This window comes from Palleronia sp. LCG004, from assembly GCF_032931615.1.
In the GTDB taxonomy this organism is placed as follows: domain Bacteria; phylum Pseudomonadota; class Alphaproteobacteria; order Rhodobacterales; family Rhodobacteraceae; genus Palleronia.
This window is the reverse complement of the sequence record NZ_CP136759.1, coordinates 1,082,995-1,102,553: the sequence shown is the minus strand read 5'-3', so window position 1 is coordinate 1,102,553 and position 19,559 is coordinate 1,082,995. Positions and strand designations below refer to the sequence as shown.

Below are 19,559 nucleotides of genomic sequence, written 5' to 3'. Positions count from 1 at the left end.
GGTTTGACTTCTGCACGCACCTCGCAATACGTCCATTCCCAGTCGATCAGCCATGGCCCCTTCTCCGGGCCGTGGATGGATGCGTCGCAAGTGGCGCGCAGGCACCGACTCGAAACGATGAAAAGGAAACCGAATGACCCTTCGCTCTCTCCTCTTGCTCGGAAGTGCCCTCGGAGCAGTGTCGCCGGCACTCGCCGAGGTGTCGATCGAGACCGGTCCTACGCCCATCCCGGACGGAGAGGCCGTGGCCGAGGGCGACATCACGGTCCGCAACGATCAGTTGGCCTTCACCCTCGCGGTCGAGTCACAAGCCCCGTGGGGTGTCCCGCGTGGTGCCATCGTCGACCTCGCCGCGGTCAAGGACAGCGAGATCGATCTCGACAGGATCGCGTTCGCGGACTTCATCCCGAACAACTGGTCCGCCTGGCCCAACACCGGCCGCGAGGTCGAGATCGTAACCGATACGCCCGAAAAGGCGGTCATCCGCATCACCCGGGATTTCGGGGAAGCCGACCTTGTCACGACCTATACGCTGGAAGACGGGTCGGACCGCATCCACCTTGTGACCGAAATGGTGAATACCGGCGATGCACCGCTTGAGGGGCTGCTCTCGGGCTTCACGCTCTGGCCGGACAGCGGATATTTGTTCGCGGTTCCGGGACTTCAGGACGCGGAAGATAATTCGGCTGATGGAGCACTTTCGGACCGGGTCGTCGCCTATGATGCGGACTGGTCGATCGCGCTTCACGCGCCTTATTTCGACCGCGTGGATTACGACACAAAGGACCTCTACCTCGAACATGACCTAGCCCCAGGCGAGAGCCGCAGCTTCGAGGGATGGCTCCAGGTGGGTGGCAGCGGCGATCTCGCCCCCGTGGTTGGCGCAGAGATCGAGCGCGGCGACGGCGCAGGAGGCTCGCTGTCGGGTGACATCTCGAGCGACGGCAGCCCTGTCGAAGATTCTGTGCTGGTGGTCGAGCGAGAAGATACCCCCTATGCGTGGACGTTGACGCCGGATGGAAGTTACGAGATCGACCTGCCGGCAGGAGAGTATAGCGTCTACGCCACCGCCGAGGGATACTCGCAATCGGAGCCGCAGTCCGTGACGGTGGTGGCCGGTGACAGCAAATCGCTCGACTTCGACAGTCTCGAAGCCCCCGGCACGCTGAACTTCGCCGTGACGGACGAAGAGGGTGCGCCTCTCGATGCCCGCATCTCCATCACCGAAGGTCAGGCACCGATCGTCGAGTTCCTTGGTCGTCGGACCTTCTTCACCGAACTCGACGAGACGGGCGACGCCACCGTCGCGCTGGCACCCGGCGATTATGTCTTCACTGTCGGGCACGGCGCAGGTTTCCTCAGCAAGGGCAAGGAAGTCGATGTGACGATGACGTCAGACGAGACGCAGAACGTCGACGTTTTGATCGAGCTTCTGGCGCGTCCGTTCGATGATGAGTGGTTCGCCTCGGACATGCATCACCATGCCGATCAGCTCGAAGGGACGACCCCGCCGGAATACCTTGCACGCAGCGAGCTTGCCGCAGGGCTCGATCTGATCTTCGTGAGTGACCACGACTCCACCATCAATCACGAGGAACTGGCCGGGATCGCGGAAAGCCGCGACGTTCCGTTCGTCCCCTCGATCGAGTTCTCCTCGTCCTGGGGGCATTTCAATGCCTACCCGCTCGACCTTGGCATACCGCTTGAGATCGATACATCTACCGCGACCGCGGCCGAAGTGCTCGCCGAGGCGCGCCGCATGGGGGCGGAGGCGATTCAGTCCAACCACCCGTTCATCCCCTACGGCTACCTTGCGAGCCTCGAGGCCGGAACAGTCCCGGGCGGCTTTGCTGCCGATTTCGACCTTCTGGAGATGAACGGTCCGGACGACGACGCTAGGGTATTCGAACGCGCGGGTCAGCTTTGGACTGAAGGCCAGAGGATCTTCCTCTCCGCCGGATCCGATGCGCATGACGTCTGGAATGACGATACCGGTTCGGCCCGTGCCTATGCCCATGTGCCCGGTGGACTGAGCACCGATGGCTTTGTCGCGCGCCTCAAGAACGGAAATGCGTACGTAACACGCGGACCTCTGATCGAACCTTCGGTGATGTTCGGCACCGCGCTACGTGTCGCACCGGGCGAAGAGAAGGCGCTGTCCTTCGACCTGACAGCCGTGAATGGTTTGACCAACGCGACACTCGTCGGACCGGACGGAGAGATTGCAAGTCAGTCCTTCGACGGGAGCCCAATCGAAGGTGTCGCGGAGTTCACGATCACGCCCGAGCCTCGTAGCGAGGGCAATGATTGGGTGGCGATCACGGTCGAGGACGCCGAGGGAAAGATGGCCTTCTCGGATCCGATCTGGGTGAGCCCGATCGCGGAAACAGACGTCCTGCCCGCGGATTGAGAACATGCCTCTGGCGTTGCGACCGGCAACGCCAGAGGCGGCCCTGCATGTTATTTAGAACAGACTTCAGGCATCATCGTCGCGGCAATACACAATGACTGGTTCTATCGTAATGGGCGGCCTCGCCGTTCGGAGCCGGAGATGAAACTCCCCAAAGCAGTTGATAGCCGGACCACCCACCCAAGGACACGTGATGGATTTCCTGGAGATGTTCTATCAAGGCTGGGAAGGGATCATACGGACAGTAGTCGTAGGTACGCTCGCCTATGCCTCCCTCATGATATTCCTCAGAATTACCGGCAACCGCACCTTGTCGAAACTGAACGCGTTCGATCTGATCGTGACCGTCGCGCTCGGTTCGGTTCTTGCGTCGATCCTGATGTCCAAGGGCGTCGCACTTGCGGAAGGCATCACGGCCTTGCTGCTATTGATCGGATTGCAATACCTCGTCGCGGTGCTATCGGTGAAGAGCCAACGCTTCGCCAGGATGGTACGTTCGGAACCGCAGCTCTTGCTGCGGGATGGCGAGCCGCTGTTGCAAGCGATGCATGCAGCCCGCGTGACCCGTGACGAGCTTGACACAGTGATGCGGACCTCGGGCTATACGGACCAATCCACGATTTCCGCGATCATCCTCGAGGCGGATGGTTCGTTCTCGGTGGTTGGCATTGGCGACAAGGCAAGTGACCGCGTCGCGGTGGGCAACCTTTCGACGTAGGACAAGCGTGGTGAGGTTTATCCCGGATCTTCGACATATGGCGCGCCTTGCCAGATAGCGTTTGAGAGATCGACCATTCTTCTCGACGAAGAGATTAAGGCGAAGCGGGACCCATATTCTGTTCGAAGACCGTGTCATTCCGGCAATCGCTCGGCCAGTTCATCGCGTAGCCATGAAATCAGGGCATCCGTTGCCGCATGGTTCCCTCGCCGGGCACCGCGAAAAACCGATATTTCCGTCGGGCGGAACACCGCTTCGTCGCAGACCCGCACGAGCTTGCCGTCGGCGACAAGTCCGCTCACCGTGTTGCGCCACCCGAGCGCGATCCCCTGCCCCGCCACCGCTGCCTGAAGCACAAGTGGGAAGCTGTCGAATCCTGTCGTCTTGGTACCTTTGGGCATCGCGTGCCCGATGGCTGCGAACCAGTCCGGCCAATCCATCCAGTCCTGGGGCAGGACCTCATGCGAAAGTAGCGGGTGCTTCGACAAATTTCCGGGCGATAGTGGAAGCGAACCGGACGGGATCAGTCCGGGAGCGGCCACAGGGAAAACCTCGTCCGAAGCGGTGAAGATCAGACGTGCCGAACCGGAAGCCCGTCCGGTCGTTTGGATCGCCACGTCGAATGGCTCTGGTGCCGCAGTCAACGGTGCCAAGGCGCTGACGACACGAACTTCCAAGCCTGGATGGCGTTCGTGGAAGCCCGCGAGGCGCGGCATGAGCCAGTAAAAGGCCTCGCAAAGCTGACAATGCAGCACCAGTCCCTTGGCGGACTGCCCACCGCGCAAGCGCGTCGTCTCGGTCGCGATGTCGGCGAGCGCCCCACCAATGACCCGTCCAAAGGCACGCCCGGCCTCGGTCAGGAAAACCGCCCGGTTACGACGTTCGAAGAGCCGAACCCCGAGATCGGCTTCCAGGGCGGCGATCTGCTTGGTCACGGCAGTCTGCGTCAGGCCCAGCTCTTCGGCAGCATCCGTGAAACTTTCGTACCGGGCGGCTGCCTCGAAAGCAGGAAGGCGCGACAGCGGCGGCAGATGGCGGCGATGCATTCCAATCCTTCATGCTTGGACGATCCATTCTCATTTTATGAGGCAGTCCGCGCATGCTTTCCATCCCGCATGGCATCTAAGATAGAACAAGGCCGAACTCTCGGCGGAACCATGTCCGGGATCGTCGCGGTTCTCGTGGCTGTTTCGCTTTTGTCTTTCTCGGACGCGCTGGTGAAGCTGAGTGGTGACAGCTTCGGGCTGGCGCAGTTGATCCTGCTGCGGTCGGCCGTGGCAGCGATATTGCTCGCAATATGGCTGCTGCCCTTGTTCGGCCTGTCCGGCCTTCGGCTGGTTAGACCCGGATGGGTTTGGGCGCGTAGTCTTTGCCTAAGCGCGATGTGGCTGAGTTATTATTCCGCGCTGCCCTACATGTCCTTCGCGCTCGCCGCCGCATGTTATTATACCGCACCGGCATGGATGGCGTTGCTGAGCCGCGTGCTGCTAGGGATGAAGATCGGTGGGCGGGGATGGTCCGCCATCGCGCTATCCCTTGCCGGGGTGCTCCTTGTGGTTTCGCCGTCGCCCGACAGCGTTACCCCGGTGCTGCTGCTTCCACTGACCGCCGCCGCATTCTATGCCTTGGCCGGCATCATCACGTGGAGCAAATGCCAAGCCGACAGCCCGTCGGCGATGGCGTTCACGCTCAACATTTGTCTTTGCGTCGTTTCCGGACTGGGCTTGCTTGTTCTTTCATTCCACCAGCCCACCGACACGGAAAGCTTCGTCCTGTCGACTTGGCCACGCCTCACACGTGGAGACTGGAGTCTCGTAATTCTCCTTGGAGCGCTGCTGGCCGTCATCGCCACTGCGGTCGCGATGGCATACCGGCTTGCTCCCACACCGGTCGTGGGTGTCTTCGACACCGCTTATCTCGGCGCTGCTGCGATTTGGGGCGTCCTTTTCTTCGGGGAAGTTCCTTCCGTTACAGAAGGCTTGGGAATGGTGCTGATTGCGGGAGGTGCGGCGCTCATGAGCGTCAGGCAAAGATCGAAGTTCAGCATGAGCTTTAGGTACACTCGTGAAGCCGCGCCGCGACTTCCGGCCGGACGCCCGACATCGCATTTCACTCGCTGATCAAAGCTATTGCCGGACAGACGGTCCAAGCAAGAACCGCGTCATCCCAGAAGCAACATGACTGGGAGGTAAATCACACTCGGTCCTTCAATCGCATCCGATGATGAATGCCGCGCTTTAGTGCGATTTCGGACCGCCTACGATGGGTGTCCATAGGGAGAGACGAACCAATGGCTAGAAACTCTGTACTCTTACCTGGACGAGGGGGCGGTTAGGCTTTGCATCGATGCAGCCGGCGCGTTTGAGGCCGGCCAGGAAAAGGATCCGCGAATGTCGATCGAACGCGTAGATACTCTCGTGGTTGGAGCTGGTCAGGCCGGCATCGCAATGAGTGAGCACCTTGGCCGCGCAGGCGTCGATCACGTCGTACTCGAACGCTCGCGGATCGCCGAAGGTTGGCGCAGCAAACGCTGGGATTCGCTGGTTGCCAATGGCCCTGCCTGGCATGATCGCTTCCCCGGAATGGAATTCAAGGCCGCCCCCGGGGCTTTCGTGGGCAAGGATGGCGTGGCCGAGTATCTCGACGATTATGCGTCCATGTTGAATGCCCCGATCCGCACGGGGGTCGAAGTCGTATCGGTCGAACGGCTCGACGGGCGGCAGGGATTCCATGTCGAGACGTCGGAAGGGGTCGTTGAAGCGTTGAACGTGGTAGCAGCGACGGGGCCGTTCCAAACCGCGGTCATTCCCCCGGTCGTACCCGACGGCGCCGGACTGACGCAGATTCATTCCAGTCAATACCGCAATCCCTCGAGCCTTTCCGAAGGTGCCGTCCTCGTGGTCGGGGCGGGATCCTCCGGCGTGCAGATCGCCGATGAGCTGAACCGGTCTGGTCGCAGGGTTTTCCTTTCGGTCGGTCCCCATGACCGGCCGCCGCGCGCCTACCGCGACCGAGATTTCGTCTGGTGGCTGGGTGTGCTGGGCCTGTGGAACATGGAAACTCCCGCTCCGGGAACGGAACATGTCACCATTGCCGTCAGCGGGGCTCGTGGCGGTGAAACGATCGATTTCCGCAACCTTGCGAACCAGGGCATCACGCTGCTCGGTCGAACGGAAACCTATGTCGGGGGCAAGCTGAGCTTTGCGCCGGACCTTCGGCGCAACATCGAAGGCGGGGACCAGACCTACCTCGACCTGCTGCGTGCGGCCGACGCTTATGCAGCTGAGAACGGCCTCGACCTGCCTGAGGAGCCCGAGGCCCATGAACTGGGCCCCCTGCCCGACCATGCCACCGACCCGGTTCTCTCGCTCGACCTAAAGGAAGCCGGAATCACGACGATCATCTGGGCGACCGGCTTCGGCTTCGATTATTCGTGGATGAAAGTCGACTGCTTCGACGAGAATGGACGTCCCATTCACCAGCGCGGTGTCGGCAAGGTTCCTGGCATCTTCTTTCTCGGTCTGCCGTGGCAATCGCGGCGAGGCTCCAGTTTCATATGGGGGGTCTGGCACGACGCCAAGCATGTGGCGGATCAGATCACGACCAGCGCCAGATACATCCAGTACGATCGCGAGGCCCGCTCGGAGGCACAGCAATCCAAAGCGCCCGCGACGGAATCCGTCTGAACACGACCCATTCCGGACAAGGGCGACAAAGGGCTGCCCTTCCGGCTTTTCCCGGAGACCAGCATGGCTCATACCCGTATCCGCAAGTTCAACACGAGGGAAACCTACCCCGAACAGAACCTCGACAACGACCTCTGCCAGGCCGTCGTCGCCGAGGGCAGGATGGTCTTCCTTCGAGGCCAGTGCCCGCAGAACCTCGAGGACGCGAAAACAATCGAAAGCCACGATCCGGTCGAACAGACCCACAAGGTCATGCAGAACATCAGGCAGTTGATGGAAGAATGCGGCGGCGCGATGGAACATGTCTGCCGAGTGCAGGTCTTCCTGACCGACGTCCGCAACCGCGAGGCCGTTTACCGGACGATGGGAGAGTACATAAAGGGGATCCATCCGGTATCGACCGGACTGGTGGTGACGGCCCTCGCCCGACCCGACTGGCTGGTCGAGATCGAGGCCACCGCGGTCATCCCCGCCGAACACGGCGCTACCTGAAGGAGACGCGAAGTGACATTCTCCCTCGTCGCACGTTGCGCGAAGACCGGTATGTTCGGAGTCGCGGTCTCGTCTTCCTCGCCCGCCGTTGCGGCGCGATGTTCCTATGCAAGGGCAGGCGTGGGATCGGTCGCCTCGCAGAACGTGACCGATCCGACCCTCGGCCCGCTGACCCTGGATCTGATGGAGGGCGGCATGTCGTCAGCTCAGGCTATAGCGGAAGTAAGGGCCCGAGCGGAATTCCTGGAGTACCGGCAGCTTCTGGCCGTCGATGCCCGGGGACGCACCGCGATTCATTCAGGGCCGCGTTCCCTGGGGATCTGGACGCAGGCCGAGGGGCCGGATGTCGTTTCGGCTGGCAACTTGTTGGCAAATGACAGCGTGCCGCAGGCTGTGGTCGATGGTTTCCTCGCCGACGATGGCCATCTCGGTGACAGACTGATTGCGGCCTTGCGCGCCGGCCTTGCGGCGGGAGGCGAGGCCGGACCCGTCCATTCTGCCGGCATGATGCTCGTAGACAAGGTTGCCTGGCCGGTCGCCGACCTTCGTTGCGATTGGACCGACGACTGCCCGATCGAGGCCATTGCCACCGCGTGGGAGGTCTACAAGCCCCAGCTTGATGCCTACGTCACCCGAGCGTTGGATCCGCGAGAAGCACCTTCCTACGGTGTGCCCGGCGACGACTGAGACGCTTACAGGAAGGTGTCCGTACAGACTGGGGTCGTAATATCCCGCATGAAGCTTTCCGCAGGCTCCCCGAAGCGGTGCCTCCGGCCCGGTCAGCCGCGCCATCGCGTCTGGCGAGAGCACCGCTTGCCGAGTGACATCCAGCCCCGCCATGACGATCGGAATGCCACTGTCGAACACGACGCGCGCGGCCTCGGGGTCGACGTGGAAATTGAACTCGGCCACGGGCGTCGTGTTGCCAGGACCGAAGGCCGCCCCGCCTAAACCATGGGCAACCAGCCCCAGCGGGGGAGCATGTCACCCGCCACCTTTCCCTTCCTGGTCGTGGACTGCCCGATAAAGTCCGCGACAAAAAGACTGTTGGGTTTGGCGGATATCTACCGAAAGGCGGAAGGGTTCTCCTGGGCAGGCAGCCGAAAAACCGGACGGGATTGCGATATTTCTTTGTTGTCGCAAGGCTAGGCGAGATGGGAGCCAGCTACTTTCTAGGTCCGACTGATCCGCTTTGGCTCCATGACCGGGAGCTCCATACCAGGGATATATTCGTTGGAAATTATGCTTGCGCAAAAGTCCATGAAGGTGCTCACCATCCGCGTCGGTACCTGCCGCGCCACGCGGAGCAACCCGAGCCGCATTGGCATCTGGTCTCCGGCGATCCTCAACTTGTGCACTCTCTGGCCATCCAGCGCGTCCGAGGAGCGCGGCCGGATATTCGCGATCGTGTATCCGAAATTGTTGGCAACCATCGCGCGAATGACATCTTGCTGTTTCAATCGAGCAGAGACCTTCGGCGTCAAACCGGCGCGCGCGAAAAGACCCATGAAATAATCGCGCGACAATGGCAGATCGAGAAGGATCAGGTCGCGTTCCGCCAGTTCTTCCAGCGTCACGGCCGACTGCTCGGCGATGGGATTGGTCAGGGCAACCATCGCGTAAGGGGCAAGCTGTGCGAGCGGCGTGAATACGAAGCCGTCTGGTACATGCAGATCGTAAGTCAGAGCGACATCCAGCTGTGCTCTCTCCAGCTTCGAAAGAAGGATCTCGTGGTCCGTCACCTCGGGGAGTACCCGGGCACTCGGAAAAGCGGCGCGAAAACCATGAATAACCTGCGGCAGCACCATTGGCGCAAACGTCACGAGGCAACCGAGCGACAGATTTCCCTGCACCATTCCGGTCGCTTCCGAAACCTTCAGATAAAGTCCCTGCGCCTGATCCAGAAGCTTCTTCGCCTCGGCGAGCGTCTCGCGTCCCACCGGGGTCAGCGACAGGCCTTGGGCATGGCGGCGAAGGAATAATTGGGCACCCAGTTCCGCCTCAAGCTGCGAGATGGCCGTCGAGATCGAGGGTTGCGAGATGTTTATCCGCTCGGAGGCAAGCGTAATCGAACCGCATTCCGCGGTTGCGATGAAGTATTCGATTTGCCGCAAAGTGAAACGCATGGCGAAATTCAGTAGGACATTTCCTGCCCGGGGTCATGTCGGAAAATGGCGTGGCAAAAACACATGCACGACAGGCGTAACATCCAGAGTTGAACCTTACCGTAATTAACTTCGAAGAATTACCTCCCACTGCAATGTAGGAAGAAGTTGAACCGGTTGATCAGCGGAGGAATTGATCAATGCAAACGAATTCTACTTAAGCGGGGCGTTGTTGCAGAACTCTGTCTGCGGGCGATTCACAGCGTGAATCCAGTTGGTTAGACGGGCTGCATGAGCAAGCCTTCCCCCGCCCGCTACCGCACGACGAACTGGTCCAGCTACAACGCTGCCTTGCGCAAGCGCGGCTCAATGCTGATCTGGATAGACCGGGAGATGGCTTGGCTGGCGCCGCATAAAGGTCGGCTCGGACGTCCACCCGTCTTCTCAGATGCCGCTATCCAGTTTTGTCTGTCGGTCAAAGTTCTCTTCAAGCTGCCCTTGCGACAGACCGCCGGTATGGTGGCCAGCCTGCTCCGGTTGGCGGGGCTGAACTGGTCCGTCCCCGACTTCAGCACCCTGTGCCGCAGGCAAAAGACCTTGGCGGTCCAGATCCCGTATCGCTGCTCCGATGGCCCGCTCAACTTGCTCGTGGATAGCACGGGCATCAAGTTCCTCGGCGACGGTGAGTGGCAGGCGCGCAAGCATGGCGCCCAAGGCCGTCGTCAGTGGCGCAAGGTGCATCTCGCCATGGATACGGCCACTTCCGACATCCGGGCCGTCGAGTTCACTCCAAGCCGCGATGGCGACAGCCCGATCCTACCCGAGCTACTCGGCCAGATCCCCGAGGACGAGCAGATCGGCACGGTGACCGCCGACGGTGCCTACGACACACGTCGCTGCCATGCTGCTATCGCCGACCGGCAAGCCACACCGATCATCCCGATCCGGAGAAACGGGCGCGCCTGGAAGGAAGACGGCCCGGCAGCGAAGGCGCGGAACGAGACGCTGCGCGCCACGAAGCATTACGGCAGAGCATTCTGGAAGTACTGGACCGGATACCACGCACGCAGCCGCGTGGAGGCGAAAATGCGATGCCTCAAAGCATTCGGCGAACGCATAGCCGCAAGAGACCCTGACCGCCAAACCGCCGAGATCCACATTCGCGTCGCACTCATGAACCGCTTCAATGCCCTCGGCACTGCCGAGATCGTTCGCGTCGCATAACCTCAGCGGGGGAAGGGGAAGTCATGCCTCAAGCGTGAGTTCTGCAACAATGCCCTTAAGCGGCAACCCGACCAGTAAAACGCAGATCGGGCAGGTCCCTCTAAGTGTTCAAGCTGTTGACTGATTGGTGCCCGCACCAGGAGTCGAACCCGGGACCTACTGATTACAAATCAGTTGCTCTACCAGCTGAGCTATACGGGCAGTCAGCGCCTTCCTAGAATGACGAAAGTCGCTTGTCCATCTCCTCCTGCGTTGTATGTGCGATCAATCCGCGCCTTCGGTTTCGATGTAGATCGTCGATCCGCAATGCTTGCAGTGGCTCGCGTCCCGTTCGTGGAGACTTAGCCCGCACGTACCACAACATTGCTCGACCTTGTTGGGCCGGTAGAGCGCCTGAAGCAGCTTGAGGAAGAACCCGACGCCGAAGATCATGATGCCGATCGTCATGACCCGCCCAAGTGGATCGGTCAGTGTGATGTCACCGTATCCCGTCGTCGTCAGCGTGGTGATCGTGAAGTAGAGCGCGTCGATATAGGTTTGCATATTCTCGTTGCGCCCGTGTTCCCACACCCAGACGAGTGAGGTCACCACGAAGATGAATGCCAGAAGGTTCGTAGCCGCCGTGACGACACGGGGATTGATGTCTACCCAAGGCGTTCGACGGTTGAGCTTCTCGGCGAATTCCGAAACACGCATCAGGCGCAGCACGCGCAATACCTTGAAGAAACCGAGATTCGCTCCCGTCAGGACGGGAGCGAGAAGCGACACGACGACTATGATATCTGCAAGGGTCGGGACACTCAGCAGGTACCGCACCCGGCGTTCGGCGATCCAGAGGCGCAGCGATAGATCGGTCAGCACGACGATTGCAATCGCAAGGTCGAGCAGCAGCAACCGAGTGGTCGCTTCCGCCGTCGCGGTGTAGATGAAATAGCCGATCGTCGAGATATCGAAGAGAAAAAGCAACGTCCGGAAGATATGGGCGCGATCGCCGTCTCCGCGATAGAGCTCGTGAATGATGTCCTTCAACGCCCGCTCTCCCGGCTCCGTTTCGCGCGGCCTAACACGGTCCCGCCGCCGGATGCACGTCGGATCAGCCGGACTGAAACATGCGGATCGCAACAAGGGCGATGGCGCACCCGGCGGCAAGTTCGATCGCGGGCAGGATGCGGAAGAGCCGCGCGCCGCCGCCGGTGAGAGTGGCAAGCGCGCCTTCCCTCGCCGTCACGGCGACGATAGCAACCGCTACGGTAACGAGGCCGGTCCCGAACGCCATGGCGATCGTCCCGGCCATTCCAGCGACCCAGATGTCCATGTGCCAACTCAGCACCAGCAACAGGAGCGCGCCGCTGCAGGGCCGGATGGCGATTCCCGCGATAAGTGCCGCGACCTCGCGGCCATTACCGGCTTCGGTGACCGCTTCGGGCGTGGGCCCATGGGCATGACCGCAGCACTCCGAATGGGCCTGATCCCGCGACGCGATGCGCCGGGTGCCGCGCCAGACAAGCCAGAGGCCGATCGCTCCGATGGCCGCGGCGCTGATCGGAACCATCACGTCCTCGGCCAGGGCAGTCATGCGCTCCCGCGACCAACCGAGAGCAAGCAGGCCTGCACCCGTCAGCACGATCGCTGTCACAGCCTGGCCGAGAGCCGAGATCATCGCGACGATCGAGAGACGCAGAAGCGGAACACGGCGCCCGATGCCGTAGCCACCGACCAGGACCTTCCCGTGACCCGGTCCGATCGCATGCACGACCCCGTATGAAAAACAGATGCCGGCCATCGCGAAAAGCGCCCCTGGTTCCCCTGCCCTCAATGCGCGCAGGGTTCTGGCGAGCGCGTTCTGAAATTCGCGTTGATGCCCCGCCGCCCAATGCGCCAAGCGGGCATCGGTCCCCGAGATCATGGCCCAGACGAGTGTCCCGGCAACGATGGCGAAGAGGATCAGCGCGGCGCGTCGCATGACAGCACGAATGCATCCGAGAAAAGTATGCCGATATCGTCCAGTTCGACAACTTCGAACGGGTCCGCACTCTGGTCGAGTGCTGCGAGATCCTCGCCCACCGCGCGCATCGCCGCGCCATGGTCCGCGGCCTTCCGCGCCAGTCCACAATCCTCTCGTCCCTCGATCCCCGGGGCATCTGGAACGTCGTAGGCCACGAAATAAGTCGGATCGTAGGCGCGTGCCACAATGCTGCTGTCTCCGACAGCGAGGGGCTCGACGACTGGGCGCAGATGCGTGGTAACGACGCGATTGTCGCGCCAATGTGCCTCATGCGCCTTTGGCGGCCCGAGATCTATCAATTGGCCGTTGCGTGTCACGGTGAAATCGCCCGGAAACCCGGCCTCCCAATCGACATCCTTGCCGGCAAAGTCATCGAGCAGCCCCTGTTCGGGGATGCCGTCGCCATCCGCGTCGAGATCCTGTTCCTCGACCAAGAGAAGCGAGTAGAAATCATCGTAGGTCCATTCGATCCTCACCGCTTCGAGCCTTCCCCGGTCGTCGAAGACGAGGTCGAAATCGGTGTCGATGAAAATGTGCGGATGTGCCCCGGCGGACGTCGCCAAGGCGCATGTCGTCATTAACTGGATGAGATAGCGCATACCCGCGGGGTAGGCGCAATCCCGCTTCTTCGCAACGCTGCCGCACCACCATGCGCGACGCGTCGCCCAGAACTGATCACGCGCCACATTCCGCGATGTCTTCGGCGATGCCGCGGATGAGACCTGGGTAGAAATCCGACCCGAGTGAGATATCGCTGCCCAGTGGGTCGATTACGCCCTGTCTGGTTTCTGTTTCCGATATCACCGTCTCGACGAGGCCAGGGTTGAACTGAGGTTCCGCGAAAACGCAGGACACGTCCCGTTCCTTGATCGCATCGCGGATCTGCTGGAGGCGCGCGGCGGATGCGCCGGAGGCGTCGCTCAGTTCGATCGCACCGACCGTCCTCAGGTCGAAGAACGTCTCGTAGTACTGGTAGGCATCATGGAACACGACGAAGCGGAGATCCCCGACCGGAGCGAGTGTCTCGCGGGCCGCATCGACTGCGACATCGATTGCGGATTTCCCAACCTCTGAATTTGCGGAATAGGTTTCCGCGTTTTCCGGATCGAGATCGGAAAGCGTCGCCGCGATTGTATCAAGCCAGATCTTGCCGTTCGAAGGGTCGAGCCAGGCATGGGGATCCAGTCCGTCATGCGAGTGACCATGTCCGCCGTGGTCGTGGCCCTCATGACCGTGGTTCTCGTGGGAATGATCGTGATCCGCGCCGTGTGAATGGCCGTTCACTTCATCATTGTGATCATGGCCATGCGCGTGATCTTCATCGGATGCGAAAACGGCGTTCTGCCGGAACTCGTGCGTGGTCGTGCCCTGCACATCGAGCAACGAGATGCTATCGGTTCCCGCCGCAAGGTTCCGGATCGCTCCGGCGAGCCATGGTTCGAGCGGTTCGCCAACCCAGAAGATCGCATCCGCATCCTGCAGTGCCTCCGCTTCGGAAGGACGCATAGCATAATCGTGGGGCGAGGATCCACGGCTCACGATGAGATCGGGTTCACCCAGATCACCCATCACCGTCGCCACGAGCGAATGGATCGGCGGAATGTCCGCAGCGACGTTCGGGACGTCCGCGAAACCGACACTCGAAGTCAGGAGGATTGCGATGCCGGGAAGGGCTGCCTGGCGGATGGACATGACGGCTCCATGTGATTAAGTAACAATTCACCCGAACCGGTATACGTGATAGTATAACAGATCAATAGTCGTCTTGGAGGTTTTCCATGGCAAGCCCCGCCTTTGAATCGCACGACCATCAGAGCTGTATTGCCGATTGCGTTGCCTCGGCCGAGCGTCACTGCGCCGAGAACCGCCTTCAGTTCACCAAGGTGCGTCGTCGCGTGCTCGAGATACTGCTCGGAGAGCACAAGGCCATGGGTGCGTATGAGATCCTCGATCGGATCCGGGCCGAGGGGCTTGGATCGCAACCGCCCGTCGCCTACCGCGCACTCGACTTCCTTGTCGCGCATGGGTTCGCGCATCGTGTCGAGCGGTTGAACGCGTTCATAGCCTGCACACATAGCGATGATCGTCACGCACCAGCCTTCCTCATCTGTCGGTCCTGCGACCACATCGTCGAGGCGGAGACGGATCCGATGGCCGGAGAGCTCGGCCGGGCGGCCGAAGCAGCGGGATTCGTCATTGAGCGCACCATGCGCGAGGCCGTGGGTCTCTGCCCGCGATGCGCCGGGGCCGAAGCATGAACGCGCTTATAGAGACGCGCGGCCTCACCGTCCGATACGGACGGGAGACCGTGCTCGACGCGGTCGACTTCCACGTCGCACGTGGCGAGATCGTGACCATCGTGGGGCCCAACGGTTCGGGCAAGTCGACACTCCTGCGAGCGCTTCTGGGTGGCGTCATGCCCTCGGACGGTCGGATCGTCCGCGCGGATGGATTGCGGATCGGCTATGTGCCACAACGTCTTTCCCTCGATCCCACGCTTCCGATGACGGTCGCGCGCTTCATGGGATTGCCACGGCGCGCAGGTCGCGCAGCGATTCTCGACGCGCTCGATCTCGCGGGCATGGCCGATATCGCTGATCGGCAGATGGCAGACCTTTCAGGCGGGCAGTTCCAACGTGTCCTGCTCGCCCGGGCTATTCTGGGGGATCCGGACCTTTTGATCCTGGACGAGGCGACCGCAGGGCTCGACCAACCGGGGGCCGCATCCTTCTATCGGCGGATCGAGGAAGTCCGCGCCCGAACCGGTTGCGCTGTCCTGATGGTGAGCCACGATCTCCATGTCGTGATGAGCGCCTCGGACCGCGTCGTCTGCCTAAACGGACATGTCTGCTGCGAGGGGACGCCCCGCGTCGTGGCCGAGGCACCGGTCTATCGCGCCCTCTTCGGTGCGGGAACGCAAGGTGCCTTTGCGCTCTATCGCCATGACCACGATCACGCGCACGATCATGCCCATCGTCACGCACATGACGAAACGGCGGATACGGCGGCTGAGTGATGCTCGACGATTTCATGACGCGTGCGGCGCTCGCCGCGATCGGGACCGGCCTCGCCGCGGCCCCTCTCGGGTGCTTCGTCGTCTGGCGGCGCATGGCCTATTTCGGAGATGCCGTCGCCCATGCGGCAATCCTGGGCGTGGCCCTGTCGCTCGCCACGACGCTGCCCGTCTTTCTCGGCGCGCTTGTCGTGGCGCTGGTCATGGCCGCGATCGTGACCACACTTTCGGGGCGAGGGTTTGCGATGGACACCCTCTTGGGGGTGATGGCCCATTCCGCACTCGCCATCGGGCTTGTCGCAGTGTCGTTCCTGACGAATGTGCGCATCGACCTTATGGCATACCTCTTCGGCGATATCCTTGCCGTCTCGCGTACCGACATTCTCGTGATCTGGGGCGGAGCCGCGGCAATCCTGGCACTCGTCGGATGGCGGTGGTCCGCACTTCTGACCGCGACACTCAATCCCGATCTCGCACGTGCCGGCGGCATTGACCCGCGACGCGAGCAGCTGTTCCTGACGCTCGCGCTCGCACTCGTCGTCGCGGTCGCGATCAAGGTGGTGGGCGTATTGCTGATCACCGCGATGCTCATCATTCCGGCCGCGGCCGCGCGTCCCTTCGCGCGCACACCCGAGGCGATGGCGGCTATTGCCGCTGCCATCGCCATGGCAGCGGGATGGATCGGACTGCGCGTCTCATACACAGCCGATACGCCCACGGGGCCGACGATCGTCTGCGTCATCGCCGCCGCCTTCTGCGTGTCGAGCCTTGTTTCGACCATTGGGCGGGCTTCCGCGCGCTAAATCCCGATGGCCCGGTCCAGATGTGTGTAGCCTCCATCCGGAAACAGCCATTGTCCCGTCATATGGCTCGACCGTTCGGACAGCAAAAATGCGCAGGTGTTGGCGATCTCGCGCGCGGTTGTCATGCGCTTTCCGAGAGGGATGCGTCGTGTGATCTCCTCGAGCGCCGCATCGGGATCGTCGAGGGTGTCGATCCACCGGCGATAGAGAGGCGTCATCACCTCGGCCACCACGATCGCGTTGACGCGAACGCCGTCGTCGAGGAACTCGGTCGCCCATTCGCGCGTCAGGCCAAGCTGTGCCGCCTTGGCGGCAACATAGGCCGATGTACCGCCCTGCCCCGTCAGCGCAGTCTTGGAACTGATGTTGACTATGGCCCCGCGGCTGGCCCTCAGATCGTCGGCCAGATGATGCACCATCGTGTAGTAATGCACGAGGTTCTGGTCGAGGCTACGCCGGAACGCGTCCGGCCCGGCATCCAGACCCACGCCGTCATTCGCGCCCGCATTGTTGACGAGCCCGTGAATTGCCCCGTGCCTTTCACGAACCGCCTTTACCGCCGAAGCGCAGGCGTCATCGTCGGAAAGCTCGGCTTTCTGGAACGTAGCTCCCATCCGGTCGAGCCAGTCGGGGTCTGGATCGCGTCGGGCGATGACGACGGGATGCGCACCCTCCTCAGCCAAGAGTTCGGTGATGCCTTCGCCGATACCCGAAGCACCGCCGGTGACAACGATGACCTTGTTGCGGAGACCCAGATCCATCACGCACCTCCGAAGCGAAAGGTTTCAAGACTTTCGGGCTTCATCTCGATCGAGAAGCCCGGGCGTTCCGGCGGCATATAGGCCGCGTTACGGATCACGCAGGGATCGACGAAATGCTCGTGCAGATGGTCGACATACTCGATCACCCGCCCCTCACGCGTGCCAGCAATGCAGAGATAGTCAATCATCGACATGTGCTGTACGTACTCGCAAAGACCCACACCGCCCGCATGCGGGCAGACCTTCAGGTCGTACTTTGCGGCCATCAGCATCACAGCGAGGACCTCGTTGAGTCCGCCGAGGCGGCATGCATCGATCTGGACGACGTCGATGGCACCTTCCATGATGAACTGCTTGAACAAGATCCGGTTCTGGCACATCTCGCCGGTCGCGACCTGCACCGGGGCTACGCCTTCGCGAATGCGCCGGTGGCCCGCGACGTCGTCGGGACTCGTCGGCTCCTCGATGAACCAGGGATCCGCGAAGGCCAGCTTGCCGACCCAGTCAATCGCCTGATCGACCTCCCAGACCTGGTTCGCATCGATCATAAGGCGCACGCCATCGCCGACGGCCTCGCGTGCGATCCGCAAGCGCCGAATGTCATCGTCGAGATCGCGTCCCACCTTCAACTTCACATGGGTGAAGCCCGCATCGACCACTTCGCGGCAGAGACGACGGAGTTTCTCATCGTCGTATCCCAACCACCCGGCCGATGTCGTATAGCAAGGATAGCCTTCGGCCTTGAGGGTGGAGATCCGGTCTGCCTTGCCTTCCGCCTGCCTGGTCAGAAAATCCACGGCCCATTCGGGCGTGATGCAATCGGTCAGGTACCGGAAATCGATACAGCGGACGAGATCTTCGGGGCCCATATCGGCTACAAGCTGCCAGACGGGTTTGCCCGCGGACTTGGCCCAAAGATCCCATGCTGCGTTCACGACCGCACCCGCAGCCAGGTGAATGGCCCCCTTGTCGGGGCCGATCCAGCGCAGCTGGCTGTCGCCGGTGACGCGCCGCCAAAAGCGGCCCATATCGGCCGCGACCCAGTCGAGTTCGAGCCCGACCACGAGAGGCTTGAGCGCTTCGATCGCGGCAACGCAGATTTCGTTTCCGCGGCCGATCGTAAAGGTAAGACCGTGTCCTTCGAAATCCCCGTCGGTCTCGAGCACGACATAGGCGGCGGAGTAATCCGGGTCGGGGTTCATCGCGTCCGACCCGTCGAGCGATTTGGAGGTCGGGAAGCGCACGTCGAGGCTGCGCAAGCCGGTGATCTTCATGGGGTATCCTGATCGTTTGCGGAGGCCGATGCCGGCCTCCGCCTATGTGTGGGTCCCGATACCAGGGATCAGTCGTAAAGGACTTCCTGGATCTCTGGGTCGTCGATATTCGATTGATCGTACCAGTAGAAGCCCGTGTCGATATTGCTTTCGACTTCTTCGCCACGCGCAGCCGCGACGGCGGCCCGGACAGTCTCGCGGCCGATGCCGACGGGGTTCTGGGTAATCGCGCCCGCCATCAGACCATCGCGGATCGCGTCGGTCTGGGCCTTGCCCGAATCGTATCCGACGATCGTGATGTTCTCTGCTCCTGCCTCGCGCACGCCATTGACGACGCCGATGGCCGAGCCTTCGTTGGTGCCGAAGATGCCGTCGAGATCGGGATAGGCGGCCAGCAATGCCCGTGTGATCTCGGTTGAGCGAAGGTGGTCGCCGCCGCCATACTCGATCGCGACGATCTCGATATCGGGATACTCCGCCTCCATCTGGTTGACGAAGCCATCGCGGCGGTCGACGCCGGTACGCGAGGTCTGGTCATGTGCGACGACCGCGACCTGACCCTCACCGCCGAGGATCTCGGCCATCTTGTCGGCTGCGAGGCTCGCGGCGGCGACGTTGTCGGTCGCGGCGAGCGCCACGGGAATGTCGCTTTCGACACCCGAGTCGAAGGCCACGATCGGAATTCCGGCTTCGTCGGCCTGACGCAGAAGCGGGATCGCCGCCTGACTGTCGAGCGCGGCAAAACCGATTGCGTCGGGATTGTTGGCGAGTGCGGCCGACAGCATGTCCATCTGGCGATCGACCTGCGTTTCGTTGTCGGGCCCCTCGAACGTCACACGGACACCGAGCTCTTCTGCCGCCTGTTCGGCACCCGTGTTGACCGCCTGCCAGAATTGATGCTGGAAGCCCTTGGAAATCAGCGGAATGTAAAGCTCTTCGTCCTGCGCGACCGAAGCCGAAGCGGTGGCCAGCAGCGCAATCGACGCCGCAGAGCCGATAAGGGTTCGTCTATTGAACATTTGGTCTTATCCTCCCTAGGTGTTCACGTGAAAGCTGGACGCATGTCGC

General features: G+C 61.8%; 19 protein-coding genes, 1 tRNA gene and 1 pseudogene. 10 read left to right on the top strand and 11 right to left on the bottom strand.

Annotation, left to right across the window (positions count from 1 at the left end; all coding sequences use genetic code 11):
• Positions 1–133 precede the first annotated feature (133 nt).
• Positions 134–2,410 carry a CehA/McbA family metallohydrolase gene (locus tag RVY76_RS05320; RefSeq protein WP_317376348.1) on the top strand — a complete coding sequence of 759 codons (2,277 nt, stop codon included), beginning with the start codon at positions 134–136 and terminating at the stop codon, positions 2,408–2,410.
• Between the two features lie 193 nt (positions 2,411–2,603).
• Positions 2,604–3,128, top strand: a complete 525-nt coding sequence (locus RVY76_RS05315; RefSeq protein WP_317376347.1) for a DUF421 domain-containing protein — start codon at positions 2,604–2,606, stop codon at positions 3,126–3,128.
• Between the two features lie 134 nt (positions 3,129–3,262).
• Here the strand turns inward: RVY76_RS05315 and RVY76_RS05310 are convergent, their stop codons facing one another.
• The gene (locus RVY76_RS05310; protein ID WP_317376346.1) at positions 3,263–4,174 is read right to left on the bottom strand and encodes a LysR substrate-binding domain-containing protein; all 912 of its coding nucleotides are present in this window, start codon (positions 4,172–4,174) and stop codon (positions 3,263–3,265) included.
• 111 nt (positions 4,175–4,285) lie between these two features.
• Between RVY76_RS05310 and RVY76_RS05305 the strand changes: the two genes are divergently transcribed.
• The 4 genes from RVY76_RS05305 to RVY76_RS05290 all read left to right on the top strand — a co-directional run bounded on the left by RVY76_RS05305 (position 4,286) and on the right by RVY76_RS05290 (position 7,993).
• Positions 4,286–5,248, top strand: a complete 963-nt coding sequence (locus tag RVY76_RS05305; RefSeq protein ID WP_317376345.1) for a DMT family transporter — start codon at positions 4,286–4,288, stop codon at positions 5,246–5,248.
• Positions 5,249–5,518: 270 nt separating this feature from the next.
• Positions 5,519–6,814 carry an NAD(P)/FAD-dependent oxidoreductase gene (locus RVY76_RS05300; RefSeq protein ID WP_317376344.1) on the top strand — a complete coding sequence of 432 codons (1,296 nt, stop codon included), beginning with the start codon at positions 5,519–5,521 and terminating at the stop codon, positions 6,812–6,814.
• Positions 6,815–6,877: 63 nt separating this feature from the next.
• A complete protein-coding gene (locus RVY76_RS05295) occupies positions 6,878–7,306 on the top strand; it encodes a RidA family protein (RefSeq protein WP_317376343.1) in 429 nt (142 codons plus the stop codon).
• A 12-nt stretch (positions 7,307–7,318) separates the two neighbouring features.
• Entirely contained in the window at positions 7,319–7,993 is a 675-nt protein-coding gene (locus RVY76_RS05290; RefSeq protein WP_317376342.1) for a DUF1028 domain-containing protein, read from the top strand.
• A 129-nt stretch (positions 7,994–8,122) separates the two neighbouring features.
• On the opposite strand, the pseudogene RVY76_RS18675 reads toward RVY76_RS05290, so the two are convergent.
• Together RVY76_RS18675 and RVY76_RS05280 are read right to left on the bottom strand one after the other, a co-directional pair.
• A pseudogene (locus RVY76_RS18675) lies at positions 8,123–8,218 on the bottom strand (nucleoside hydrolase); the annotation flags it as partial.
• Positions 8,219–8,478: 260 nt separating this feature from the next.
• The gene (locus RVY76_RS05280; RefSeq protein WP_317376341.1) at positions 8,479–9,432 is read right to left on the bottom strand and encodes a LysR family transcriptional regulator; all 954 of its coding nucleotides are present in this window, start codon (positions 9,430–9,432) and stop codon (positions 8,479–8,481) included.
• A gap of 270 nt (positions 9,433–9,702) precedes the next feature.
• Between RVY76_RS05280 and RVY76_RS05275 the strand changes: the two genes are divergently transcribed.
• On the top strand, positions 9,703–10,635 hold the full coding sequence (locus RVY76_RS05275) for an IS5 family transposase (protein ID WP_317373939.1): 933 nt from the start codon (positions 9,703–9,705) through the stop codon (positions 10,633–10,635).
• Between the two features lie 125 nt (positions 10,636–10,760).
• Here the strand turns inward: RVY76_RS05275 and RVY76_RS05270 are convergent.
• The 5 genes from RVY76_RS05270 to RVY76_RS05250 all read right to left on the bottom strand — a co-directional run bounded on the left by RVY76_RS05270 (position 10,761) and on the right by RVY76_RS05250 (position 14,332).
• Positions 10,761–10,836 (bottom strand) — tRNA-Thr (locus RVY76_RS05270).
• A gap of 63 nt (positions 10,837–10,899) precedes the next feature.
• Positions 10,900–11,664, bottom strand: a complete 765-nt coding sequence (locus RVY76_RS05265) for an ion channel (RefSeq protein ID WP_317376340.1) — start codon at positions 11,662–11,664, stop codon at positions 10,900–10,902.
• A 64-nt stretch (positions 11,665–11,728) separates the two neighbouring features.
• The gene (locus RVY76_RS05260; protein ID WP_317376338.1) at positions 11,729–12,598 is read right to left on the bottom strand and encodes a hypothetical protein; all 870 of its coding nucleotides are present in this window, start codon (positions 12,596–12,598) and stop codon (positions 11,729–11,731) included.
• Positions 12,580–13,203, bottom strand: a complete 624-nt coding sequence (locus tag RVY76_RS05255; protein ID WP_317376336.1) for a DUF1007 family protein — start codon at positions 13,201–13,203, stop codon at positions 12,580–12,582. Before RVY76_RS05255 ends, RVY76_RS05260 begins: the two co-directional genes overlap by 19 nt.
• A gap of 112 nt (positions 13,204–13,315) precedes the next feature.
• A complete protein-coding gene (locus RVY76_RS05250) occupies positions 13,316–14,332 on the bottom strand; it encodes a zinc ABC transporter substrate-binding protein (RefSeq protein WP_317376335.1) in 1,017 nt (338 codons plus the stop codon).
• Positions 14,333–14,418: 86 nt separating this feature from the next.
• Between RVY76_RS05250 and RVY76_RS05245 the strand changes: the two genes are divergently transcribed.
• The 3 genes from RVY76_RS05245 to RVY76_RS05235 are packed head-to-tail and all read left to right on the top strand — an operon-like array spanning position 14,419 to position 16,456.
• The gene (locus RVY76_RS05245) at positions 14,419–14,898 is read left to right on the top strand and encodes a transcriptional repressor (protein ID WP_317376334.1); all 480 of its coding nucleotides are present in this window, start codon (positions 14,419–14,421) and stop codon (positions 14,896–14,898) included.
• Positions 14,895–15,656: a metal ABC transporter ATP-binding protein gene (locus RVY76_RS05240; protein ID WP_317376333.1), complete on the top strand. Its 762-nt coding sequence runs from the start codon at positions 14,895–14,897 to the stop codon at positions 15,654–15,656. The genes RVY76_RS05245 and RVY76_RS05240 overlap by 4 nt, the downstream gene beginning before the upstream one ends.
• Positions 15,656–16,456, top strand: coding sequence for a metal ABC transporter permease (locus RVY76_RS05235; protein WP_317376332.1), 801 nt, complete (start codon positions 15,656–15,658; stop codon positions 16,454–16,456). Before RVY76_RS05240 ends, RVY76_RS05235 begins: the two co-directional genes overlap by 1 nt.
• Here the strand turns inward: RVY76_RS05235 and RVY76_RS05230 are convergent.
• The 3 genes from RVY76_RS05230 to RVY76_RS05220 form a co-directional block, all read right to left on the bottom strand.
• Positions 16,453–17,217, bottom strand: coding sequence for an SDR family oxidoreductase (locus tag RVY76_RS05230; protein ID WP_317376331.1), 765 nt, complete (start codon positions 17,215–17,217; stop codon positions 16,453–16,455). The two genes, RVY76_RS05235 and RVY76_RS05230, sit on opposite strands and share 4 nt — an antisense overlap.
• Positions 17,217–18,491, bottom strand: coding sequence for an L-fuconate dehydratase (locus tag RVY76_RS05225; RefSeq protein ID WP_317376330.1), 1,275 nt, complete (start codon positions 18,489–18,491; stop codon positions 17,217–17,219). Before RVY76_RS05225 ends, RVY76_RS05230 begins: the two co-directional genes overlap by 1 nt.
• Before the next feature lie 68 nt (positions 18,492–18,559).
• Complete coding sequence (locus RVY76_RS05220; protein WP_317376329.1) at positions 18,560–19,510, bottom strand: ABC transporter substrate-binding protein; 951 nt, start codon at positions 19,508–19,510, stop codon at positions 18,560–18,562.
• Positions 19,511–19,559 lie beyond the last annotated feature (49 nt).